The sequence below is a fragment of the Streptomyces caeruleatus genome (assembly GCF_001514235.1).
Lineage (GTDB): Bacteria > Actinomycetota > Actinomycetes > Streptomycetales > Streptomycetaceae > Streptomyces > Streptomyces caeruleatus.
Map to the genome: position 1 here is coordinate 183,058 of NZ_KQ948939.1, position 20,077 is coordinate 203,134.

General features: G+C 69.0%; 22 protein-coding genes. 14 read left to right on the forward strand and 8 right to left on the reverse strand.

Annotated elements, in window-relative coordinates:
- Positions 1–161 precede the first annotated feature (161 nt).
- Positions 162–1,169, reverse strand: coding sequence for an oxidoreductase (locus AQJ67_RS36970; RefSeq protein ID WP_079056406.1), 1,008 nt, complete (start codon positions 1,167–1,169; stop codon positions 162–164).
- Positions 1,170–1,336: 167 nt separating this feature from the next.
- Here AQJ67_RS36970 and AQJ67_RS36975 point away from each other — a divergent pair, with 167 nt between their 5' ends.
- Positions 1,337–1,930, forward strand: a complete 594-nt coding sequence (locus AQJ67_RS36975) for a TetR/AcrR family transcriptional regulator (protein ID WP_062723856.1) — start codon at positions 1,337–1,339, stop codon at positions 1,928–1,930.
- A gap of 66 nt (positions 1,931–1,996) precedes the next feature.
- Here AQJ67_RS36975 and AQJ67_RS36980 read toward each other — a convergent pair whose 3' ends face one another.
- On the reverse strand, positions 1,997–2,896 hold the full coding sequence (locus AQJ67_RS36980; RefSeq protein ID WP_062723857.1) for an RpnC/YadD family protein: 900 nt from the start codon (positions 2,894–2,896) through the stop codon (positions 1,997–1,999).
- Positions 2,897–3,063: 167 nt separating this feature from the next.
- A complete protein-coding gene (locus tag AQJ67_RS36985; protein WP_062723858.1) occupies positions 3,064–3,504 on the reverse strand; it encodes an ATP-binding protein in 441 nt (146 codons plus the stop codon).
- 198 nt (positions 3,505–3,702) lie between these two features.
- On the opposite strand from AQJ67_RS36985, the gene AQJ67_RS36990 reads away from it, so the two are divergent.
- From AQJ67_RS36990 to AQJ67_RS37000, 3 genes are read left to right on the forward strand one after another with little or no spacing between them, the layout of a single operon-like run.
- Positions 3,703–4,548, forward strand: a complete 846-nt coding sequence (locus AQJ67_RS36990) for a helix-turn-helix domain-containing protein (protein WP_062723859.1) — start codon at positions 3,703–3,705, stop codon at positions 4,546–4,548.
- Between the two features lie 11 nt (positions 4,549–4,559).
- Entirely contained in the window at positions 4,560–4,748 is a 189-nt protein-coding gene (locus AQJ67_RS36995) for a DUF397 domain-containing protein (protein WP_062723893.1), read from the forward strand.
- A complete protein-coding gene (locus AQJ67_RS37000) occupies positions 4,741–4,998 on the forward strand; it encodes a hypothetical protein (RefSeq protein WP_062723860.1) in 258 nt (85 codons plus the stop codon). Before AQJ67_RS36995 ends, AQJ67_RS37000 begins: the two co-directional genes overlap by 8 nt.
- Positions 4,999–5,032: 34 nt before the next feature.
- Here AQJ67_RS37000 and AQJ67_RS37005 read toward each other — a convergent pair whose 3' ends face one another.
- Positions 5,033–5,623 carry a hypothetical protein gene (locus tag AQJ67_RS37005; protein WP_159058904.1) on the reverse strand — a complete coding sequence of 197 codons (591 nt, stop codon included), beginning with the start codon at positions 5,621–5,623 and terminating at the stop codon, positions 5,033–5,035.
- A gap of 434 nt (positions 5,624–6,057) precedes the next feature.
- Between AQJ67_RS37005 and AQJ67_RS37010 the strand changes: the two genes are divergently transcribed.
- On the forward strand, positions 6,058–6,507 hold the full coding sequence (locus AQJ67_RS37010; protein WP_062723862.1) for a hypothetical protein: 450 nt from the start codon (positions 6,058–6,060) through the stop codon (positions 6,505–6,507).
- 106 nt (positions 6,508–6,613) lie between these two features.
- Here AQJ67_RS37010 and AQJ67_RS37015 read toward each other — a convergent pair whose 3' ends face one another.
- On the reverse strand, positions 6,614–7,453 hold the full coding sequence (locus AQJ67_RS37015; RefSeq protein WP_062723863.1) for an IS5 family transposase: 840 nt from the start codon (positions 7,451–7,453) through the stop codon (positions 6,614–6,616).
- 235 nt (positions 7,454–7,688) lie between these two features.
- Positions 7,689–8,210, reverse strand: a complete 522-nt coding sequence (locus tag AQJ67_RS49820; protein WP_244190718.1) for a hypothetical protein — start codon at positions 8,208–8,210, stop codon at positions 7,689–7,691.
- On the opposite strand from AQJ67_RS49820, the gene AQJ67_RS49825 reads away from it, so the two are divergent.
- The gene (locus AQJ67_RS49825; RefSeq protein ID WP_244190719.1) at positions 8,209–8,466 is read left to right on the forward strand and encodes a hypothetical protein; all 258 of its coding nucleotides are present in this window, start codon (positions 8,209–8,211) and stop codon (positions 8,464–8,466) included. The genes AQJ67_RS49820 and AQJ67_RS49825 overlap by 2 nt on opposite strands.
- A 526-nt stretch (positions 8,467–8,992) precedes the next feature.
- Here the strand turns inward: AQJ67_RS49825 and AQJ67_RS47970 are convergent.
- Positions 8,993–9,154: a hypothetical protein gene (locus AQJ67_RS47970; RefSeq protein WP_159058905.1), complete on the reverse strand. Its 162-nt coding sequence runs from the start codon at positions 9,152–9,154 to the stop codon at positions 8,993–8,995.
- 993 nt (positions 9,155–10,147) lie between these two features.
- Here AQJ67_RS47970 and AQJ67_RS37025 point away from each other — a divergent pair.
- From AQJ67_RS37025 to AQJ67_RS37050, 6 genes are all read left to right on the forward strand, one after another.
- Positions 10,148–10,456 (forward strand): hypothetical protein, encoded by a 309-nt coding sequence (locus AQJ67_RS37025; RefSeq protein WP_062723864.1) that lies wholly within the window; start codon positions 10,148–10,150, stop codon positions 10,454–10,456.
- A 190-nt stretch (positions 10,457–10,646) separates the two neighbouring features.
- Positions 10,647–11,477 (forward strand): DUF8175 domain-containg protein, encoded by an 831-nt coding sequence (locus AQJ67_RS37030; RefSeq protein WP_062723865.1) that lies wholly within the window; start codon positions 10,647–10,649, stop codon positions 11,475–11,477.
- The gene (locus tag AQJ67_RS37035; protein WP_062723866.1) at positions 11,467–12,795 is read left to right on the forward strand and encodes a hypothetical protein; all 1,329 of its coding nucleotides are present in this window, start codon (positions 11,467–11,469) and stop codon (positions 12,793–12,795) included. The genes AQJ67_RS37030 and AQJ67_RS37035 overlap by 11 nt, the downstream gene beginning before the upstream one ends.
- A complete protein-coding gene (locus AQJ67_RS37040) occupies positions 12,792–14,348 on the forward strand; it encodes an SCO6880 family protein (RefSeq protein WP_062723867.1) in 1,557 nt (518 codons plus the stop codon). The genes AQJ67_RS37035 and AQJ67_RS37040 overlap by 4 nt, the downstream gene beginning before the upstream one ends.
- A gap of 6 nt (positions 14,349–14,354) precedes the next feature.
- Positions 14,355–15,770, forward strand: a complete 1,416-nt coding sequence (locus AQJ67_RS37045; RefSeq protein ID WP_062723868.1) for an ATP-binding protein — start codon at positions 14,355–14,357, stop codon at positions 15,768–15,770.
- A gap of 47 nt (positions 15,771–15,817) precedes the next feature.
- On the forward strand, positions 15,818–17,377 hold the full coding sequence (locus AQJ67_RS37050; RefSeq protein WP_062723869.1) for a type IV secretory system conjugative DNA transfer family protein: 1,560 nt from the start codon (positions 15,818–15,820) through the stop codon (positions 17,375–17,377).
- A 31-nt stretch (positions 17,378–17,408) separates the two neighbouring features.
- Here AQJ67_RS37050 and AQJ67_RS37055 read toward each other — a convergent pair whose 3' ends face one another.
- Positions 17,409–17,972 (reverse strand): GNAT family N-acetyltransferase, encoded by a 564-nt coding sequence (locus AQJ67_RS37055; protein WP_062723870.1) that lies wholly within the window; start codon positions 17,970–17,972, stop codon positions 17,409–17,411.
- A gap of 86 nt (positions 17,973–18,058) precedes the next feature.
- Between AQJ67_RS37055 and AQJ67_RS37060 the strand changes: the two genes are divergently transcribed.
- Entirely contained in the window at positions 18,059–19,360 is a 1,302-nt protein-coding gene (locus tag AQJ67_RS37060; RefSeq protein ID WP_062723871.1) for a sensor histidine kinase, read from the forward strand.
- Positions 19,357–20,034 (forward strand): response regulator, encoded by a 678-nt coding sequence (locus tag AQJ67_RS37065; RefSeq protein ID WP_062723872.1) that lies wholly within the window; start codon positions 19,357–19,359, stop codon positions 20,032–20,034. The genes AQJ67_RS37060 and AQJ67_RS37065 overlap by 4 nt, the downstream gene beginning before the upstream one ends.
- Positions 20,035–20,077: the final 43 nt, after the last annotated feature.

Consider the following 20,077-nt stretch of genomic DNA (forward strand, 5'->3'; position numbering starts at 1 on the left):
CGGACGAGCACCGACCCGACCCGATCCCCGACCGGCCGGAGTCCGACATGGCCGATCCCCGACCCGCCCGGAGTCCCACACGGCCCAATCCCCGACTCGCCCGGAGTCCCACACGGCCCGATCCCCGACCTGGCCGGAGTACCGAGCCGGCCAGGCTCGCCCTAACGCTCAGCCGCCACCCGGCCCACGTGACTCCCGACCCCGCCCTCGGCGACCGCGCCCTCGGTGGCCCCGCTCCCGCCCTCGCTCCCGCCCTCGCTCCCGCCCTTCCCCAACAGCCAGCCAACCCCCGTCAGTTCCTCCGAAACCGTCCACAACCGCCGCGCCACCCCCGCATCGCTCGCCGCCACGGACCGCCCCACCAGCGTCGGCGCACCCCGCATCTCGCCCAGCCCGTTGGGTCCGACGTAGCTCGCGCCGGGCAGGTCCTGTGTCGCGGCGTACAGCGTCGGCAGCGCGCCCGCCCGGTCGTCCTGGGCGAAGAACCGGTTGCCGATCTTCATGAACCCGCGCATCACCGCACTCCCCGCATGGCTCTGCAGGTTGGTGGCGGCGTAGCCGGGGTGCGCGGCCAGGGCGCGGACCGGGGAGCCGGACGCCGTCAGACGGCGCTGGAGTTCCAGCGTGAACAGGAGGTTCGCCAGCTTCGACTGGGCGTACGCGCGGTTCGGGTCGTAGCCGGACGTCCAGTTCAGGTCCTCGAAACGGATCCGCGCGTTGAACCACCGGTGCGCACCGGACGACAGGGTCACGACCCGGTCGGTGACGTGCGGCAGGAGCAGGTTCGTCAGCGCGAAGTGGCCCAGATGGTTCGTGCCGAACTGCATCTCGAAGCCGTCCGCCGTCCGCTGCTCCGGCACCATCATCACGCCGGCGTTGTTGATCAGCAGATCCAGCGGCCGCCCCTGCCACCCGTCCGCGAACTCCCGCACGGACGACAGATCCGCCAGATCCAGACGCCGCACCTCCGTGCTGCCGTTCACCGTCGCGGCCGCGGCCCGCCCCCGCTCCAAATCCCGTACGGCGAACACGACGTGCGCACCCGCGCGGGCCAGCGCGTCAGCCGCCCGGAGGCCGATCCCGCTGTTGGCGCCGGTGACGACGGCGGTGCGGCCGGCGAGGTCGGGGAGGCTCGCGGCGTCCCATGTCTGTTTGGCCATCTCGGTCATCTCCTCATCAGCCGTGCGGCCCTACGGGGCCCCCGGCCACCTCTGCCTTCCAGCCTTCGCAGCCGGCCATACCCCGAATGTAGGCGCCGCCAACAATGCTGTCAATGACAACAATGGTGGCGGCGCCAACAAAGATGGCACCGCCAACATCAAGCTACGATGTGCCCATGCCCGAGACCCGCCCCTACCACCACGGAGATCTGCGCGCCGCCCTGCTCGCCGCAGCGGAACGCACCCTGCGGGACAAGGGCGCCGCCGCCCTCTCGCTGCGCGAACTGGCCCGCGAGGTCGGCGTCAGCCACGCCGCCCCCGGCCGGCACTTCAAGGACAAGCAGGCCCTGCTCAACGCCCTGGCCATGGCCGGGTACGAGCGGCTCGCCCAGACTCTGGGCGCCGCCGAGGACCCCGCGCTCCCCTTGGAGCCGCGCCTCGCCGCCCTCTCCCGGGCCTACCTCGGTTTCGCCATCGACAACGCCGCGCTGCTGGAGCTGATGTACGCCCGCAAGCACGAGCCGGACGCCTCCGAGCAGATGGCCGCGGCGGTCGAGGCGACGGTGGGAAGCCTCGTACGGGTCCTGGCGGACGCCCAGCAGAGGGGCGAGATCATCGACGGCGACCCGGAGGAGCTGAACCTCGTCACCGGCGCCGCCCTGCACGGCGTCGCCACCTTCATCTCCGCCGGCTGGCTGACGCCGGAGGCCGCGCTGGCGGGCGTGGAGGACCTGGTGCACCACCTGCTGCACGGCCTGAAGCCGCGCTGACGTTTTCGGGTGCGGTCAGGGAACCGACCGCACCCGGCTTGGCGCCAGGCCTTGGCGGACCGGGGGCTACTCGTCCGCGAAGATCTCTTCGGTGGACGACGCGGTGATGGCTCGCTCGAACCATCGCCCCAGGGTGTCCAGATCAGCACAGGACGTGATGCGCTCGCGGTTGGCGTCCGAGACGCCGATGCCACGGCGGTCCAAGAGCAGCAGGATGTCCTCGGCGCGGCTCTGGGCGCGGCCCTGTTCACGGCCCTGTTCACGGCCTTCGTCCCGGATTTCTTCGGACAGCCAGGACTTGTAGAAGGAGAGGTCCACAGCCACCAGGTTCCTCCAGAGTTCTGCGGCCCGACGGTTCCCGCCGATGCCTTGTGCGGTGAATTCGATGATGGGGTCGACGACGGCTTCGGGCACGCCCCGCAGAGCAGCGGACAGCGCCTTCAGTATCCCATCGACGACCGGTTCCTTCGCGTGAGTGATGGCGGACAGCGTGGCCAGCGCCAGGTCGGACCGGGCCTCGTCCGGATCGGTGATCACGGGCATGTTGTGCGGGCCCGCCACGAGTGGCCGGAGGGTGAGCGAGGGCCACTGAACGGGCCCGATGGGCACGGGCCGGGCGGCCCACTCGGCCGTTGCCCGGTCCTGGCAGACGACCAGCAGAAGCGGCGGGATCTTGTATTTGGCGTACAGGTAGGTGAGGTAGTAGGCCCAGCTGGCCGGCTTGTCCGGGTCTTTCGCCCCCTGGGACTCGACAAGGAGGAGAAGCGGGCCCTCGGCGCCACAGTCGAACCGCAGCAGCGTGTCGACGCGCCGTTCGATCGGCCGGGCCTCGGTGAGGTCGGTCGGCAGGACCGTGACCGAGGTGGGTAAGGAGAAGCTGAGGCCAAGGGCCCGGGAGACGCCGGTGAACAGTCCCGGGTACTCCTGGAAGATGCGGTGCATCGCCTCGTGGGGTGAGTTGACCATGCGGTTCTTTCGCTGGGGAGGACAGTCGGAAGATGTGACGAGCGGAGGGCCCTGCAGTCACGGCTGCGGCCGGATTCCGACGGCCGGAGTGACACACATCTCGCTCAGGCGTCGGGTTCGCGAAGGGATCCCCGAAGGCGGGCTCCCTCCGGGGGATGCCGGCCCGTTCACCGGCACTCGGCCCACAGCAGCTTCCCGCCCTTCGAGGCACCCAGGCCCCGGAGCAGGGAGACGCCGTAGTCGTCCGCGCATGCCCGCACGAGATGCAGACCGCGTCCGCCTTCGGCGTCATGCGGCGGTACGGCGACGAGAGCGGCGTCCGCAGCCCCGCCGCACCCGAACCCAGGAGGGACCCGCGGGTCCGCGTCCCACACCGCGACCCGCAGCCGGCCCTGTTCGGCCGAGCGCAGGCGCAGGGCGTAGGGGCCGGTGGTGTGACAGTGGGCGTTGGCGAGGAATTCGGCGGCCAACAGCTCGGCGGTGGGAGCCAGTTCATCGAGGCCTCGGGCGGCGAGGACGGTACGGAGGGTGGCGCGGGCGATCCCCGGGGAGCGTGGATCGTGCGGGAGCTGGAGGGTGTAGGCCCAGGGCGGGGATACGGTGGGCATGGAAGTCTCCGATCACTGAGGGGAGTTGGTGAACTGCGGATGGTTGTTGCCCAGTGGCCTCGCCGCTCCGTCGAGCGGGGCGCTTCTGGGCGGTAGGCGCCTGAGGGATAAGGTAGCGGCGCACATAAAAGGTCTTACACGGTTTCCGTGAAAGTATTGATATTCCATCCGTGTGAGTGACAAGGAGGCGGGACACCCGTGCGAACCAACCCGACGGGTCGTCAATTGCGCTTGGGTGTGGAACTGCGCAAGCTCCGCGAGCAGGCCGGGCTGACCTCCACCCAGGCAAGCCGCCTACTCGGCGTACAGCAGAACCAGATCAGCAATGTCGAGGCAGGACGAGCAGGTGTGAGTCCCGAACGCGTGCGCACCCTGGCCTGCCATTACGACTGCGGCGACGAGGCCCTTGTCAACGCACTCAGCGATATGGCGTCGGAGCGGCTGCGCTGCTGGTGGGAGGAGTACCGGGAGATTCTGCCCGCATGCCTCCTGGACCTCGCCGAGGTAGAGCACCACGCCAGGCACCTGCGCGCGGCCATCACCGCCCACATCCCGGGCCTTCTCCAGACCAGGGACCACGCACGCGAGCTGTTCCACCAAGTCGTGCCGAACCTCTCACCGCCGGACATCGAGCACCGCGTCTCGTTCCGCATCAAGCGCCAGGCCGTGATCTTCCGGGATCCGCCACCCCCGTACCTCGCCGTGATCCACGAGGCCGCACTGCGGATGCAGTTCGGCGGCCCAACGGTCGCGCGGGCGCAGCTGCAGCACCTGTTGAGCATGAGCGAGCGGGCCCACATCACCATCAAGGTGCTCCCGTTCGCCGTAGGAGGTTTCCCCGGTTCAGGGCAGTCGATCTTCTACTCCACCGGCCCGGTGCCTCAGCTCGACACCGTCCACCTCGACCAGTCCCACGGTCCTGTCTTCCTCGATGCCGAGGCCCAACTCGCCAAGTACCGCGTACTTCTCGACCGCATGGAAGCAAAAGCCCTCCCACCCGAGAAGTCACGAGACCTCATCCAGTCCATCGCCCAGGACCTGTGAAGGGAACCGAGATGCACGAGCGCACCTGGCAGAAGTCGTCGTTCTGCGGCGAGGGCGATTCCTGCGTCCACGTCGCCACCACCACCGAAACGATCCACCTCACCGAAAGCAGCGACCCCACCGGCGCGATACTCACGGCCACCCCGGCCACCTTCGAAGCCCTCCTCACCGCCCTCAAGCAGGACCCGCACCATGCCTGACCTCCCCCCGAACCTCACCTGGGAGCGCGCCGCCCCACCCGACGCCACCGGCCCGGGCCCCTGGATCGAGATCGCCTTCGGCGAGGGCGACGACGGCGACGGCGACGGCGACGGCGACGCCCCCGTCTACCTCCGCGAGACCAGCGCCCCGGACAACGTAGTCACCACCAACCGCCGCAAGTGGGACGCCTTCGTACTCGGCGTACAGGCCGGCGAGTTCGACCACTTCGTGGAAGGCATGGATAACTGAACCAGGAAGGGACCCATCCGCCCTTGGTGGTGGGTCACCGAACTTCAACTCCGCCCACCCGCTTCACCACGTCGTCCACCAGAGCCTCGTCGCACAGGGCTACCGACCAGTTGGAGCCGGCAACCAGGCCCTTGGGGGTCTGCCCACCGGTGATCTGCGACCAGAGCCCCTCATCGCGCGACCGTGCATCGTCGTAGACGGCGAGGTCCGCGCAGTACTCCTGGCGCTGCTGTCCTCCCCTGCCCGTGGTGCAGTTCAGAAACCGCCAGTTCAGTGCCGGGTCGTTGTCGTCATCGTCCCGGCCCGTGCACCCCACAGCCGCGTCCACCTTGTCGGCCAACGCGTCGAGGTTCTTGTAGGCGGGTTTGTCCGGGATCTCGGGAAGCTGGTCCTCGTACGGAGGCTGGCCGGGAGAACTGGTCTCGCCAAGGGGCTTGAGGACGACGGCGTGCAGGGCCTTGGCCACGCGCGGGGCGAAGTCGGGGTCCATGACGCGGATGTACCAGTTACCGGCGGCTATCAGGGTGTGCTGGTAGGGCGGGTTACGGCGCAAGGCGAGGGCAGTACCCAGATGGCTACGGGTGTCCAGATTGAGTTCGAGTTCCACGGGCTCATCTGTCGCCATCCGGGCAGCGCATCTTGTCGCCGTCCCGTCAGGCCCCCTCCCCAGAACTGGGCACTTGATTCCCGCCTCCTCCAAGGCGCGGACCAGGTCGTCGGTTGCCTCGTAGGCAGGCTTCTTCGGGACACTGACCGGGATGGGTTCGGGTGGCGCTTCCCCGGCCCTCTCGTCCGTATCCGTGCATCCGGCCAGGAAGACAGCGCAAAGGCTCATCAGGGCGACAGATCGCATCGTGCGCTTCAACGGACTAGGGGCTGTCCGATGGGTCGCGTGAGCTGATCAGGGCAGTGGCTTAGGCGCAGATGAGCTTCTCCGAAGGCGCCGTCGTCGGGCTCGCTGGCACTGAGAGTTCGTCGCCAATCCGCCCACCCTTGCCTGCGTCGGTCGGTCGAGGAATTTGGTTGCGGTGGATCAGGCGGATGCGGTGATACTCCGGCATGAGTAGAGACGCCGAGGTCATCGTGCTCGCCCGCTGGTCGAACGAGGTGATGGAACCGCTGACCCAGGACGACCCGGAACGCACATGGCGAGGTCGCTTCGTCCCGATAGCGGGGCACTGGGGCTACGAGTTCGGGTGGGCCCTGGAGCTCGAGAAAATGCGTGCCCGCAAGGGCCTGCTCAGACACCTGGAGTCGCTGCCGTGGCCGCATCCGCATACGGTGCAAGTTCTGCTTCGCGACCAGGACGACGACTGCTTCGGGCTATGGATGTTCCAGGAGGGCCGTCTGGTGGAAGTCACCATTCCGCGCACCGAGCGTTTCCACCAGCCGGCACCGCCCAATGAGGACTTCGAACCCGACCCGGGCATGCTGCTGCGCACCGACCAAAACACGGCTCTGCCCGAGCAGACCCCAGAAGCACGCCGCGACACCCGCTCACCCTGGTAGACCGAGTTCGACAGCTCATCTTGGGACGCCAGGGCTGTCGACGCGCGCCTACTCAGCGAACTGCGCCACCACTACCCAGGTGCCGACAAGCTCTGAACGAGGCGTCTCACTGCGGACGGAGCCATAGGCGGATCGCGGCCACGGTGACCGTCCCGTGGAAGACGTACGCCCGTTTGTCGAAGCGCGTGGCGACGGCTCGGAAGTTCTTGAGCCGGTTGATGGTCCGCTCGACTTCGTTGCGACGGTGGTAGATCGTCTTGTCGAAGCCTGTGGGCCGGCCTCCTTGGCTGCCGCGGCGCCGACGGTTGGCCCGCTGGTCTCTCGGCTCGGGGATGGTGTGCTTGATCTGGCGTCTGCGCAGGTGACGCCGAATAGGGCGTGATGAGTACGCCTTATCGCCCCCGACATGGTCGGGCCGGGTGCGCGGTCGTCCACCAGCCTGCCGGGGCACACAGATCTCTTCCAGGACGGGAATCATCTGCGGTGCGTCCCCCCACTGGCCGGGCGTGATGACAAACCCGAGCGGGCGGAACCCACCTTCCCCAGCAAGGTGGATCTTGCTCGTGAGCCCGCCTCGCGAGCGTCCCAGGGCCTCATCGGGACGGTGACGCGCCGGGCTCCTGCGCCGGCCCGGGATTTTCGGGGCACGGGTGGAGGCACCAGCCGCGTGCTGATGAGCGCGGCAGGTCGTGGAATCAACGCTGACCATGCTCCAGTCGATCCGGCCCTCGGCATCGGCGTCGGCCTGGACGGCCCGCAGGATCCTCTCCCACGTGCCGTCCGCCGACCACCTGCGATGACGATCGTGAACCGTCTTCCAGCTACCGAACAGAATCCCGTTGATCACACGGCGGTGGGATTGCCAGCGTCCACCCCGCCCGTGATTCGTCGGCATGTGCGGCTCCAGTCGAGCCCACTCTTCATCCGAAAGATCTCCCCGCCCCATGTCCCACGGAACGAGTGCCCAGCGAGAGCGTCACGCGACACATCGGACACGACCTAGTCCCTGGGCGGAGTCGGTGGCGGATTAGGGCTCGGTGACGGCGTGCCGGGTTCCGGCCGGCCCGTACCGGTGCCGCCACCTGAGCCGTCCGTATCGTGGATCGGGTCAAGACCCACGTGGTACCCCACCGGGGTCTGGCTCTCGATCTGATCAATGGCCTGGGCGCGTTCCGTGTCGCTCAGCGAGTCCCACGCAAGCGCGTCGTCGATATGCGGTTCGATACGGTCCCAGTTCTCACCCCGGGCCTTGATGTCGCCGCCACGGTGCGTGGAGTCGTCCCCATAGGTCTCGTTCTTCTCCCGTACGCCCTGTGTGTCGGCGGCGTACACGTGAACAGCTGCTTGTCCGTACCGGCTCCGTACTCGTCCTTGTCACGGAGATCCTTGAGGTGGTACGCGCTCAAGCGGATGGCTTCGTTCGGATTCTGTTCAATGTACTTCGTGAGCTGGCTGTCGCTCAGCTCGGAGACGAATCCACCGTCGGCCGTCTTGAACATCATGTTGTGACTGTCGAGGGTGTCCCGCACCGTCTCCAACTTCATATGCGTGATCCCCAACGACTTGTCCGGCTTCACCGTCTCCCGAAGCGTCCAGTCGAAGAGCCCCCCGCCCCAAGGCAGCGGCCCCTTCAGATCCCGGTCGTGGTTCTGCCACCACTGCTGCTCCTGCCACAGAATGGCGAGCAGCAGCTTCTTGCTCATGCCCGTCTCCGCCGACGCCCGCTTCACCGCGTCGAGCTGGGGAGCACGAGACATTGATGTGGTGCACCCCGTCGAGGTACTGCAGGCGCAGCGCGATGGCAAGCGGGCTGTTCTCGTCGAGGGCCCGGGACACCCGCTTGGGGTCCTCGATCTCGGTCAGAGCCCGGATGGTGCGCAGTTCCGTCGCGGCCTCGGCGTCCGCCTCTTCTGCTTTGCGGAGGGCGTCGCCGACCACGTCCGCTGCATGCTGCAGTGACCCGCCCTCACCCTCGTCACGGCCGTCCTTCCAGGTGACCCGGCCGCTCGGGTCGACGTGGATGCCGTACCGGTTGGTGTAGTCGAGCGAACTCTCAAGGTCCCGCTTGGCACCCTCGATCACATCGGCGAGGGTGTCGTACGTCCGCATCAAGCCCTTGAGGGCCTTCGCGGCTGCCTCGAAGTCCTCTGCGTGTTTGACGAAACGCCTGCGTGCGGCTTCGCCGCTGTCGCTGACCAGCACTTCTGCAGGGTCGAGGCGACCTCGTCACGTGCGTATGAGGCCATGTCCTGGCACTCCTTCGACGACCGGAGCGCGTCGTCGGCAGCGTCCCGCCACTTCTGGGGACGGGCGTCCTTGGGCTCCTCGACCGTGATGGCCATCAGGCGCCGCCCTCCATCCGGTTGGCAGCCCTGCGCATCTCGTCGGCGATGGAGTGGTCCGTGCTGATCTCGCGGTCCACGGCCTTGTTCAGTCCCTCGGCCGCGTCCTCGACGAGATCTCCGAGTTCACGCAGGCGCCTCTGCTACGCGCGTACACAGGCGTCGCTGGCTGGTCCCGACTCCCACCCGCTGTACGCCTTGCCGGCGGCGGCCGCGTGGGTCAGCTCCCTCCTGGAGCGGCCCGAGCTGTTGGCCTTGCGGATGTCCTCGGACTTGCGCCGTATCGGGCCGTCCTCGAGAAGCATTTTCGTCTCCCCCTTGCCCCGGAATGCGAATCGATCCGTATGGACGCCGCACGCATTGATCATGAGCAGTCTACGAGCGCCCATCCCACCCGGGGCAGTTCGCCAGGAGGACGACTCAGAGGTTCCGCGGAGCCTGGGGACGAATGCGCGAACGATACGGCGGCCAACGCCACTTCCGTGCGGCGCGGCGGAATCTGGGCGGCCGGCGCCGTCAGGTCCTGCGCATCGGCTTGCGCCCGTGATCCGTCCGTATGCCCTGCCGTGGCCCGCGTCGTCCACCGTGGCCGAAGCGGCCGTCTCACTCTGATATTGCGTCACACCACGTCACGGTCGAGGCGGCCGATCGCACGCCCGCACCCACCCCTGTCACCCCGCTGACCTGCCGCGATGATCACAGGCAGCGCGATCTACAGCTGCCGTAGTGGTACGGAGGGGCTTCTGCCGCGGTTACCGGCGTTTCGGCGAGAAGGTCACGGAAGACGCGGGCATGACCCGACCGGCCACCCCCCTAGAGGGCGGAGGGATGGCCCTGCAGCCCTGCAGCCCTGCAGCCCTGCAGCCCTGCAGCCCTGCAACGGTCTCCTGCGGCACCCCGGCGAACCGGCCGCCTTCACCCGGCTGCCCGTCACCGGACCAATACCGCAACGGGCCGCTGCCCCCCTGCCGCGACCCGTTCATGTGTCGGCGATAACCTTCACCCGCAGAACACCGACACGACCAGCCACCCGACGGGTTCACCCGACCAGCCGTCAGAAACGGCCCCCGGCGTGAAGAGGCCCAACGACGCAACCACACCACAGGTTCCGCTCAGGCCTCATTGCCCGGCGTGACCTGCCGTGATACACAGAGTGACCGTACGAGGTATTCGTACGAATCCCGCCCATCAATGACGCCAAGTCGACATACGACAGCGTCATCGTCGGCGAGAATGAGGCCTGACCTCTGCGCACCGCAGGGGGACTGCGGAACTACCCAACAGGGGCGGTGACTTACATGCTCTTTGCGGCCGATAAGGGCGACATCAACACCATCATCGGCGGGATCGCTCCGGACTGGGGTCCCTTCGGCGCACTGGGGAACGAAGCGAAGACGATGATCCAGGTCGTCATGGCTGTCGCCATCCTGCTCTGCCTCGGCATCGCCATCTGGGGCGCGGCCAAACAGCGCATCGGCGCGACCGCCCTGCGCGACACCTTCAGCGCCGAGCAGGGCAAGGGGCTGATCATCGCCGGTCTGACGGGCGTCTTCATCATCGGCTCACTGGGCACGCTGTTCACCATCGTGTACGGCATGGCCGTCTAGACGGCTCCGTCCCGCCCGTCCGCTCCGGGCACTCCCGGCCACCCTCGTCCCCCACCCATCCCGTCGTGCCCACCGGCTGAGGTTGCGTTTCCCTGATGTCGAGTCACCACACCGCGCCCATGCGGGAACCAGCACGGCTACCGTCGTACTCCTACGTGTGTCCGTCCGACGTCGAGGGGGCGTACGCGGAATGAGTCTCGGAGACGAGCGGGATTCCTCCGGCGGATACGGAGGCACGGGCCAGACCCGCACCCGGCTGCCCGAAAGCGGCAGTGACGTGTACGGCGGCGCGCGGCGGGGCGGCCGTTCGTCCTCCCGAAGCCTGGTCACCGTCGTCGGCGTGGTCGTCCTCCTCATCGCCGCCATCGCCTTCGCGAACCGTGGAGGCGATGACTCCGGTTCCGCGACAGGGGACGAGAACCAGCCGAAATCGTCGACTACGGCGGCCAGTGGGACGCGGCCGGTGGACGGGAAGGCGGCGGGGATCCCCGGAGGGTTCGCGCGGGATGAGCAGGGGGCGCAGAGCGCGGCGGCCAACTATGCGGTGACGCTGGTGTCGGCCGACATCCTCAAGCCCGCCCGCCGGGCCGAGATCGTGCAGCAGGTCTTCGTCGCCGACAAGCAGGCCGAGCTCGCCGCCAAGCTCGACAAGGCCTACTCCAAGGAGTTCCTGAGCAACATCGGCCTGGACGAGAACGGCAACGCCGCCGCGGGAAACACCTACGTCTCACGCACCGTCCCCATCGGCACCAGAGTCACGAGCAACTCGGCCTCCGCGGCAACCGTCGAGGTGTGGTGCACCGGCGTGTTCGGCATGGCCGGGGAGAACTCGACCAGTCCGGCCGGCAGCGACTGGTTCACCATGACGCTTCAGCTTCGCTGGGCAGGCAACGACTGGAAGGTCGAGAGCTTCTCCCAGAAGGACGGCCCCACACCCGTCCCCGGGGACAGCAGGGCGTCCAGCGCCGACGAGATGGCCAAGGCCGTCGAGGAGTACGGAGGGTTCACGTATGCCCGATAGCCCGCGCCGCGTACTCAAGGTCGCCGCTGCCTTCACCGCCGTACAGACCGCGGTCGTGCTGCTGGCCACCCGTGCCGTCGCCGCACCCACCCCGTCACCGACCCCCTCAGGCGACAACTGCGACCTCATCGTCGGCCCCGCCAAGGACTACTGCGAAAAAGACAACGGCGGCAGCAGCCGCACCGGCAGCGGATCCACCCTCACCGACCCCACCGCCACCCTCGACCCCCTCTCCTCCCTGGCAAAGGGCTGCGCCGAAGCCGCCGCCTGGACCGTCGACAAGCTCAGCGAGGCCGTGAAGGAGACCGCCAACGTCGACTTCACGAACCCCAAGTTCCTCCAGCAGTACGCGGTCGTCTTCGCGGCGTCGACGATCCTGACCCTCCTCCTCTGGCTCCTGGCCGTCGCCAAGCGAGCCGTCCGAGGGGTCCCCCTCAGCACCGCCGTCTCGGAGGCCATCGGCTTCCTCTGGCTGACGGTGCTGGCGTCGGCGTTCACCCCGCTGATCCTCTACACCGTCGTATCGGCCACCGACGGCGTCACGGACGTCCTCGCGAAAACGACGGGCGACCAGACGGACACGTTCTTCGGCACCTTCTCCGGCGCCCTGGAGAAGGGCCAGGACATCGGCGGCGGCCCGATCATGCTGATCGTGGTGTCCCTGGTCTCCATCCTCGCCGCCGGCATCCTCTGGCTGGAGCTCGTCATCCGCGCCGCCCTGCTCTACGTCGGCGCCCTCCTCGGCACCGTCGTCTACGCGGGCCTGGTCGACAAGAACCTGTGGGGCCACGTCCGCCGCTGGGCGGGCATCATGATCGCCGTCATCCTCGTGAAGCCGGTCATCGTCATAGTGCTCGGCCTGGCCGGCGCCCTGTCCGCCGACGACGGCCCGAACGCCTTCTCGGCCGTCGTCTCCGGCCTGGCCATCATCCTGCTCGCCATCTTCGCCAGCGCGATGATCTACCGCTTCGTGCCCGGCTTCGGCGACGAGCTCGCCGGCTCCCGCAACAACCGCATCATGCGCGGCGCCGAAGGCAAGGCCGCCGCCGTCATCAGCTCCCCGGCGACCCTCGTCGCCCAGGGCATCAAGACCCACAGCTCCCGCGCGGACAACCAGGGCGGCGGCCAGTCCGGCTCCGGCGCCCGCCCGTCCAACCCCGCCTCCGGCGGCGTCGCCGCGCACAGCTCGCGCTCCTCGAACGGGGGCGGCGGATCTGTCCCCTCCGCCGCACCCGCACCCCGCTCGGGCAGCTCGGTGAACACCCCCCACGCCAGCAACACCCGTAACAGCAATCGTTCAGGAGGTGACGGGCGTTGACGACCGAGTCCCACGTGTCCCACGCGGTCACGCCCCGCCGTTCATATCTGATCGGCCGCGCCCGGCCGAACGCGATCGTCGGCCGCAACCGCGAGACCGGCGAGATCGCGCTGATCATCGGGGGCGCGTTCCTCGGCATGATGTGCGGGCTCCTCGTCCCCGTCCTGTCCCTGCGCATCGTGCTGCTGATGGGCTTCCCGCTGATCGCGCTGGCCGCGGTCTACGTGCCGTACAAGCACCGGACCTTCTACAAGTGGTTCGAGATCAACCGCAGCTACAAGCGCACCCTGCGCCGCGGCACCGCCTACCGCTCCGGCGCCGTCGAGGCCGGCACCCACCTCGACGGACGCGAGATCGAGGTCGGCCCGCCGCCCGGCATCGGCCGCATCACCTGGCTGGCCGCGCCCTTCGGGCCCGACGAGATCGCCGTACTCCTGCACGCCGACCGGCGCACGGTCACGGCCGCGATCGAGATCGAGGGCCCCGGCGTGGGCCTGCGCGACTCCGAGGACCAGGAAGCCCTCGTCGACCGCTTCGGCACCCTGCTGAAGCATGTCGCCAACGGCGACGGCTTCGTCACCCGCCTCCAGATGCTCGCCCGCACCCTCCCCGCCGACCCGGACGCCCACGCCAAGGACGTCGCCCAACGAGGCGACGACCGGTCCCTGGGATGGCTCCAGCAGTCGTACGACCAGCTCCAGTCGATGGTGTCGACGAGCAGCGAGCAGCACCGCGCCTACCTCGTCGCCTGTATGCACTTCACCCGCGAACTGGCCGCCGAGGCCCAGGCGATGGCCCGCGCGGCCCGCCCGCACGGCGGCAAGGTCGACCGGGACGCCGGTCTCGCGGTCGTCATGGCCCGCGAGCTGACCGACATCTGCTCGCGCCTCCAGGAGGCCGACATCCGCGTCCGCCAGCCCCTCGGCCAGGGCCGGCTGGCGTCCCTCATCCACTCCATGTACGACCCGGACCACCCGATCGACCACATCCAGGCGATGACCAAGCGCAACGCCTGGCCGGCCGAACTGGACGCCATGGAGCCCACCTTCCTCCAGGCCAAGACCCGGGAGTCGTCCACCCGAGCCCCCTGGTGCCACGCCACCGCCTGGGTGAAGGAGTGGCCGATGACCCCGGTCGGCGTCAACTTCCTGGCGCCGCTCCTGGTCCACACCCCGGACGTCATCCGCACGGTCGCCGTCACGATGGACCTCGAACCCACCGAGGTCGCCATCGAACGCATGCTGACCGAGAAGACCAACGACGAGGCGGAGGCCAGCCGCGCCGCCAAGATGAACCGCACCGTCGACCCGCGCGACATCGCCGCCCACAACCGCCTCGACCAGCGAGGAGAAGACCTCGCCAGCGGCGCCGCCGGCGTCAACCTGGTCGGCTACATCACCGTCTCCTCCCGTAACCCCGAGGCCCTGGCCCGCGACAAGCGGACCATCCGGGCGTCGGCCGGAAAGTCGTATCTGAAGCTGGAGTGGTGCGACCGCGAGCACCACCGGGCATTCGTGAACACACTCCCCTTCGCCACCGGCATTCGGAGGTAGGACCTGATGCGGGACCCGCTGTCCGTCCTCACCGAGGCCTTCACGTCCTTCCTCTTCGGGAAGGTCGAGACGACCCGGCCCCCGGTGCGCACGTCGACGGGCCAGGCGCAGGCGGTCTACCTCCCGACCGCCGCGCCCGGCCTCGGCGACTCGGGCGTCATCATCGGCCGCGAGGTGTATTCCGGAAAGGGCTACATCTACGACCCCTTCCAGCTGTACGGCCAGCAGCTCCCCGCCCCCCACTGGCTGGTCCTCGGCGAGTCCGGCAACGGCAAGTCCGCGCTGGAGAAGACGTACGTCCTGCGCCAGCTGCGCTTCCGCGACCGCCAGGTCGTCGTCCTCGACGCCCAGGGCGAGGACGGCGTCGGCGAGTGGAACCTCATCGCGCAGGAGCTGGGGATAACCCCCATCCGCCTGGACCCGATGGCCGCCCTCGACATGGGCATCCGCCTCAACCCGCTCGACCCCGCGATCACCACGACGGGCCAGCTCGCCCTGCTCCGCACGATCATCGAGGTCGCGATGGGCCACGGCCTCGACGAGCGCTCCGGCTTCGCCCTGAAGGTCGCGCACGCCTACGTCAACGAGACGATCCTCGACCGCCAGCCCGTCCTGACCGACATCGTCGAGCAGCTACGGCACCCCGAGCCGGAGTCGGCCGAGGCGATGAACGTCGCCATAGACGACGTACGCGCCTGGGGCCTGGACGTCGCGCTGGTGCTGGACCGCCTCGTCGACGGTGACCTGCGCGGCATGTTCGACGGCCCCACCACGGTCGGCATCGACCTCGACGCGCCGCTCATTGTGTTCGATTTGTCCCACATCGACCGCAACTCGATCGCCATGCCGATCCTGATGGCGATCGTGGGCGTATGGCTGGAGCACACCTGGATCCGCCCCGACCGGAAGAAGCGCATCTTCCTGGTCGAGGAGGCCTGGCACATCATCAACAGCCCCTTCGTGGCCCAGTTGTTCCAGCGTCTGCTGAAGTTCGGCCGACGCCTCGGCCTGTCCTTCGTCGCCGTCGTCCACCACCTGTCCGACGTCGTGGACGGCGCGGCGGCGAAGGAGGCCGCCGCGATCCTCAAGATGGCGTCGACCCGGACGATCTACGCCCAGAAGGCGGACGAGGCAAGGGCGACGGGCCGCGTCCTCGGCCTGCCACGCTGGGCCGTGGAGATCATCCCGTCCCTCACCCCCGGCATCGCGGTCTGGGACGTCAACGGCAACGTCCAGGTCGTCAAACACCTGGTCACCGAGACGGAACGCCCCCTGGTCTTCACCGACCGCGCGATGACGGAGTCCTCCGCCGACCGCGACCTGACCGACGACGCCCTGCGCGCCGCCGAGCTGGAGGCGGAGGAACGGGCGGCGGCCTTCGTGGAACAACACCTCGGCGACTCCGAAACGACGGTGGCTTAGGACCGGCGCAGGACCGGGGCAGGACCGGGGCAGGGCAGGGAGGCAGCGTGAGACCGGACGACCGCCGAGCACCACGGGACCACCGGGACGGCCAAGGGGGCATCCCCGACGGCCTGCTCATCGGCATACTCGCCTTCCTCCTCGGCATCACCCTGCTGGTCTGGACGGCCACAGGCCTCGCAGCCCTGCTCGCCCACGGCTCCTGGCCCTCCGGCGTCACCTTCACCCGCACCCCGCTGGCCATGCGCTCCCTCATCGCCCACCCCCAGGACATCCCGGGCGCCTGGCCGGAGACCCCGAGCGAACAGCTCTCCGGCTACGGCCTGGTCTGGGGCCTGTTCATCGGCCAGCTGATGATCCTGATCGTCCTGGCCGTGTTCGTGCTCGGCACGGCGGCCCGATGGCGCGCGGTCAGGGCGGGACGGCGCGAGGCGAAGGCGACAGCGCCGCCGATACCGCACGAGGCCAGGGCACCTCACGACGTGACCGCACCTCACGACGTGACCGCACCGCACGTCGTACCCGCGCCCCGAATGGAGCCGGTACCGCAACCGCAGCCGCAGCCGACGGACCTTTCCGACGCCGACCGGCAGACGACGGCCACCACACCCAGGGATCTCAGCGAACCGGCGGCACCCGCGGCCGACCCCCGAGCCTCTCGGCCCACCGAACGGGTGAGCGGGTGGGAAAGGCTCTTCGTAGCCCCAAGGGAAACCCGCCAATCAACCGCAACCCAAGCAGTACAAGACGCGGCAGGCCCCACCCTCGTAGTCACCTCGAACCCGTCCCTCTGGCAGGACACAAAGGACGCCCGCTCAAAACTGGGCCCAGTCCTCCTCTACGACCCCACCCACCTCTGCGACACCCCGTCCCGCCTCCACTGGTCCCCCACCACAGGCTGCGAGGACAAGCCGACAGCGGTCTCCAGAGCCACCGCCCTCCTGACCCCGGTCCGCCCCACCTCCCGCCTGGACCAAGCGGTCAGCGACACCGCCGAAACGCTCCTCCGCAGCTACCTCCACGCCGCCGCCATCGACGGCCGCACCATCCGCCACGTCCACCGCTGGTCCCAGGGCGCCCAGCTCCAGGACGCCGTACGCATCCTCCGTACGAACCCGAAGGCGGCCCCGGGCGCGGCAGGCGAACTCGAAGCCGCCCTCACCGCCCACCCGGAACGCCGGGACATGGCCCAGGAGTTGACCACCAGAGCCCTCTCGGCGCTCTCCACCGTCAACATCCGGGAGTCCTGCAACCCAAACCGAACTGATGCCCTCACCTTGGATTCCTTCGTCCACGAAGCGGGCACGCTTTACGTGGTGGGTGAATCCATCGAGGACCCCCGAGCCAACCCGGGCGCCATGCCACTCCTGACGGCCCTCGCCGCAAGCGTGGTCGAGCGCGGCCGGCACATGGCCGAACGGTCATCCTCCGGTCGCCTCGACCCACCAATGACGCTCGTCCTGGACGACGTCGCCGCCGTGGCTCCGCTTCCCCAACTGCCGGAGCTGCTGGCCGCCGGAGCGGACCGGGGCATGCCGACCCTGGCCCTGCTCCGGTCCCGGGAACAGGCCCGCTCCCGCTGGCCGCACGACGAACTCCCGGTCTGAACCGACGAGTCGGCCCCGAGCGGCCGGCTCGTCACGGCCGTTCGACGACGAACTCCAACTCGATGTCGTCCGGCTCCTCACCCAGCGACACGGTCACCCCACTCGGCACGAACCCGGCCCTCCGGTAGAACCGCTGCGCCCGCCCGTTCTGCTCGTGCACGATGAGCCGCACCCGCTCCACCCCCCGCGACCACGCCCACTCCAGCCCGGCGTCGAACAGCACATCGGTCAGCCCGCTCCCCCGCTCCTCGGGCCGTACGAACACACCGACGACATGCCCCTGCTTCCGCTCCACCACGGCCCCGGTCCAGTCGGTCGTGCCCGGCTCCTCGACCAGCACGGTCAACGTCCCGACCCACACCCCGTCCGGCCCCTCAGCGATGATCTGCTGCGCCCGGTCGGCCCCCTCACAGGCGCCGGCAGCCCGCTCCTGCCAGAACGAGTCCGGCCGGACCACGGCCTGCTCATAGCTCTCCATAAAGGCAAGCGGCGCGATCGGATCCCGCAGCGCGGCAAGCCGCAACTCCTTCGCCGCGGCCCACTCGTCGGCACGTATCGACCGGATGACATAGGCCCCGGGGCTCGTAGTGCTCATGGCCGCAACCGTAGTACCTGGGTACGACATCACTCACCCGGAAATACGGCCTGCGGCCCTGTGCCACCTGCCGAAAACCCCGCACGATGGACCCCGTGACGCAAGAGCGAGCGACGGAGGAACGCACGAGGGAACAGCAGGCGCCGCAAGAGCGGGCGCCGGAACCCCTCACCCAGCACGTCCAGCGCATCACCCGACGCGTGCGCGCCTTCGACCACCGCCACCCCCTCGTCTGGGACCTGCACCTGACCGGCTTCTGGGTGACGGCGGCCCTCATCGACTACTACGGCGGCGGCTGGCTCAACGTGGCCCGCGACCGCGACAACCCGGGCTGGCTCGTCCTCACCCTGAGCCTCGGCCTCTCCGTCCCCCTCCTCCTGCGCCGCACCCACCCCCGGGCCGTACTCCTGGCCATCGCCCCGTTCGCCCTCGTCAACGCCTGGACAGGCATCGCCCTCCAGGCCTTCCTGCTCCAACTCCTCGTCGTCTTCCACCTCGCCCTGCGCCGCCCGCACCGCAACCTGTGGTGGGCCACAGCCCTGATCCTCGCCTCCGTCTCCGTGCTGGCCACCCGCCACCCACAGGGCAGCCCGGACCAGGACATCGTCCCCGTACTGATGTCCATCGTCGTGGCGGCAGCCATCGGCATCACCGTCCGCACCCGCCGCGACCACACCGAGGCCCTGGAGGACCGCGCTCGCCGCCTGGAGATCGAACGCGACCAGCAGGCCCAGCTCGCCGCCGCGGCCGAACGCGCCCGCATCGCCCGCGAGATGCACGACATCATCGGCCACAACCTCTCCGTCATCACCGGCCTCGCCGACGGCGGCAAGTACGCGGCCGCCAAATCCCCGGAACGCGCCACTCAGGCCCTGCACGCCATCGCCACCACCAGCCGCCAGGCCCTCGGCGAACTACGCCGCCTGCTCGACGTCCTCCGCGACGAGGACCACCCCCGAGCCCCCCAGCCGGAACTGACCCCCCAGCCCACCCTCAGCGACCTCGCCCAACTCCTCGAGGGCGTACAAGCCGCAGGCCTCCCCGTCCACACCACCACCCACGGCACCCCCACCCTCCCCCCGGGCCGCCAACTCACCGTCTACCGCGTCATCCAGGAAGCCCTCACCAACACCCTCAAACACGCCGGCCCCGGCACCACAGCGTCCATAGAGCTCTCGTACGAGGAGAAGGGCGCCGTCACCGTCACGGTGACCGACACCGGCAGGACAGGCCCGGCCCACCTCACTCACCCCTCCGGCGGCCGCGGCCTCCCCGGAATGCGCGAGCGAACCGCCCTGTACGGCGGCACACTTGAGGCCGGCCCACGCCCGCACCCCGAACAGGGCTGGCGCGTCCACCTGCACCTCCCGGAGGAAACCCCGCAGTGACCACCGTCCTCATAGCCGACGACCAGCCCCTCCAGCGCTTCGGCTTCCGGATGCTCCTGGAGAGCCAGGACGACATGGCCGTGCTGGGCGAAGCGGCCAACGGCAGCGAGGCCATCCGCATGACCGCGGAACTGAGCCCCGACGTCGTCCTGATGGACGTCCGCATGCCCGGCCTCGACGGCATCGAGGCCACCCGCCGCATCACCGCCTCCGGCGACCGCACCCGCGTCCTGATCCTCACGACCTTCGACCTCGACGAGTACGCCTACGCCGGCCTCCGAGCCGGAGCCTCCGGCTTCCTCGTCAAGGACGCCCAGCCGGAGGAGCTCCTCTCAGGCATCCGCGCGGTGGCCACAGGCGACGCGGTGGTAGCCCCCAGCCTGACCCGCCGCCTCCTCGACACATACGCCCACCATCTACCGGCCCAATCCCCTGCCGCCGGCCCCAACTCGTCGTCCCCGGACCCCCGCCTCACACCCCTCACCGACCGCGAACGCGAAATCCTCAAGGTGATCGGCCAGGGCTGGACCAACACGGAGATAGCCACTCGCCTCCACCTGGCCGAGTCCACCGTGAAGACCCACGTCGGCCGCATCCTCGCGAAGACCGGCTCACGGGACCGAATTCAGGCGGTGATTCTGGCGTACGACACAGGCTTGGTGAAGCCCTCCTGAAACACGAAAAGGCCCACACCGTAAGGTGTGGGCCTTTTCTAAG

Bases quoted from the DNA above. Each gene is read 5' to 3' on its own strand.
- AQJ67_RS37010 (WP_062723862.1), top strand. From the start codon at position 6,058: ATGAGTAGAGACGCCGAGGTCATCGTGCTCGCCCGCTGGTCGAACGAG.
- AQJ67_RS36970 (WP_079056406.1), bottom strand. From the start codon at position 1,169: ATGACCGAGATGGCCAAACAGACATGGGACGCCGCGAGCCTCCCCGAC.
- AQJ67_RS37060 (WP_062723871.1), top strand. From the start codon at position 18,059: ATGGACCCCGTGACGCAAGAGCGAGCGACGGAGGAACGCACGAGGGAA.
- AQJ67_RS47970 (WP_159058905.1), bottom strand. From the start codon at position 9,154: ATGCTTCTCGAGGACGGCCCGATACGGCGCAAGTCCGAGGACATCCGC.
- AQJ67_RS37055 (WP_062723870.1), bottom strand. From the start codon at position 17,972: ATGAGCACTACGAGCCCCGGGGCCTATGTCATCCGGTCGATACGTGCC.
- AQJ67_RS36985 (WP_062723858.1), bottom strand. From the start codon at position 3,504: ATGCCCACCGTATCCCCGCCCTGGGCCTACACCCTCCAGCTCCCGCAC.
- AQJ67_RS36995 (WP_062723893.1), top strand. From the start codon at position 4,560: ATGCACGAGCGCACCTGGCAGAAGTCGTCGTTCTGCGGCGAGGGCGAT.
- AQJ67_RS37015 (WP_062723863.1), bottom strand. From the start codon at position 7,453: ATGGGGCGGGGAGATCTTTCGGATGAAGAGTGGGCTCGACTGGAGCCG.
- AQJ67_RS36980 (WP_062723857.1), bottom strand. From the start codon at position 2,896: ATGGTCAACTCACCCCACGAGGCGATGCACCGCATCTTCCAGGAGTAC.
- AQJ67_RS37025 (WP_062723864.1), top strand. From the start codon at position 10,148: ATGCTCTTTGCGGCCGATAAGGGCGACATCAACACCATCATCGGCGGG.
- AQJ67_RS37030 (WP_062723865.1), top strand. From the start codon at position 10,647: ATGAGTCTCGGAGACGAGCGGGATTCCTCCGGCGGATACGGAGGCACG.
- AQJ67_RS49820 (WP_244190718.1), bottom strand. From the start codon at position 8,210: ATGAGCAAGAAGCTGCTGCTCGCCATTCTGTGGCAGGAGCAGCAGTGG.
- AQJ67_RS36975 (WP_062723856.1), top strand. From the start codon at position 1,337: ATGCCCGAGACCCGCCCCTACCACCACGGAGATCTGCGCGCCGCCCTG.
- AQJ67_RS37005 (WP_159058904.1), bottom strand. From the start codon at position 5,623: ATGGCGACAGATGAGCCCGTGGAACTCGAACTCAATCTGGACACCCGT.
- AQJ67_RS37000 (WP_062723860.1), top strand. From the start codon at position 4,741: ATGCCTGACCTCCCCCCGAACCTCACCTGGGAGCGCGCCGCCCCACCC.
- AQJ67_RS49825 (WP_244190719.1), top strand. From the start codon at position 8,209: ATGCCCGTCTCCGCCGACGCCCGCTTCACCGCGTCGAGCTGGGGAGCA.
- AQJ67_RS37045 (WP_062723868.1), top strand. From the start codon at position 14,355: ATGCGGGACCCGCTGTCCGTCCTCACCGAGGCCTTCACGTCCTTCCTC.
- AQJ67_RS37035 (WP_062723866.1), top strand. From the start codon at position 11,467: ATGCCCGATAGCCCGCGCCGCGTACTCAAGGTCGCCGCTGCCTTCACC.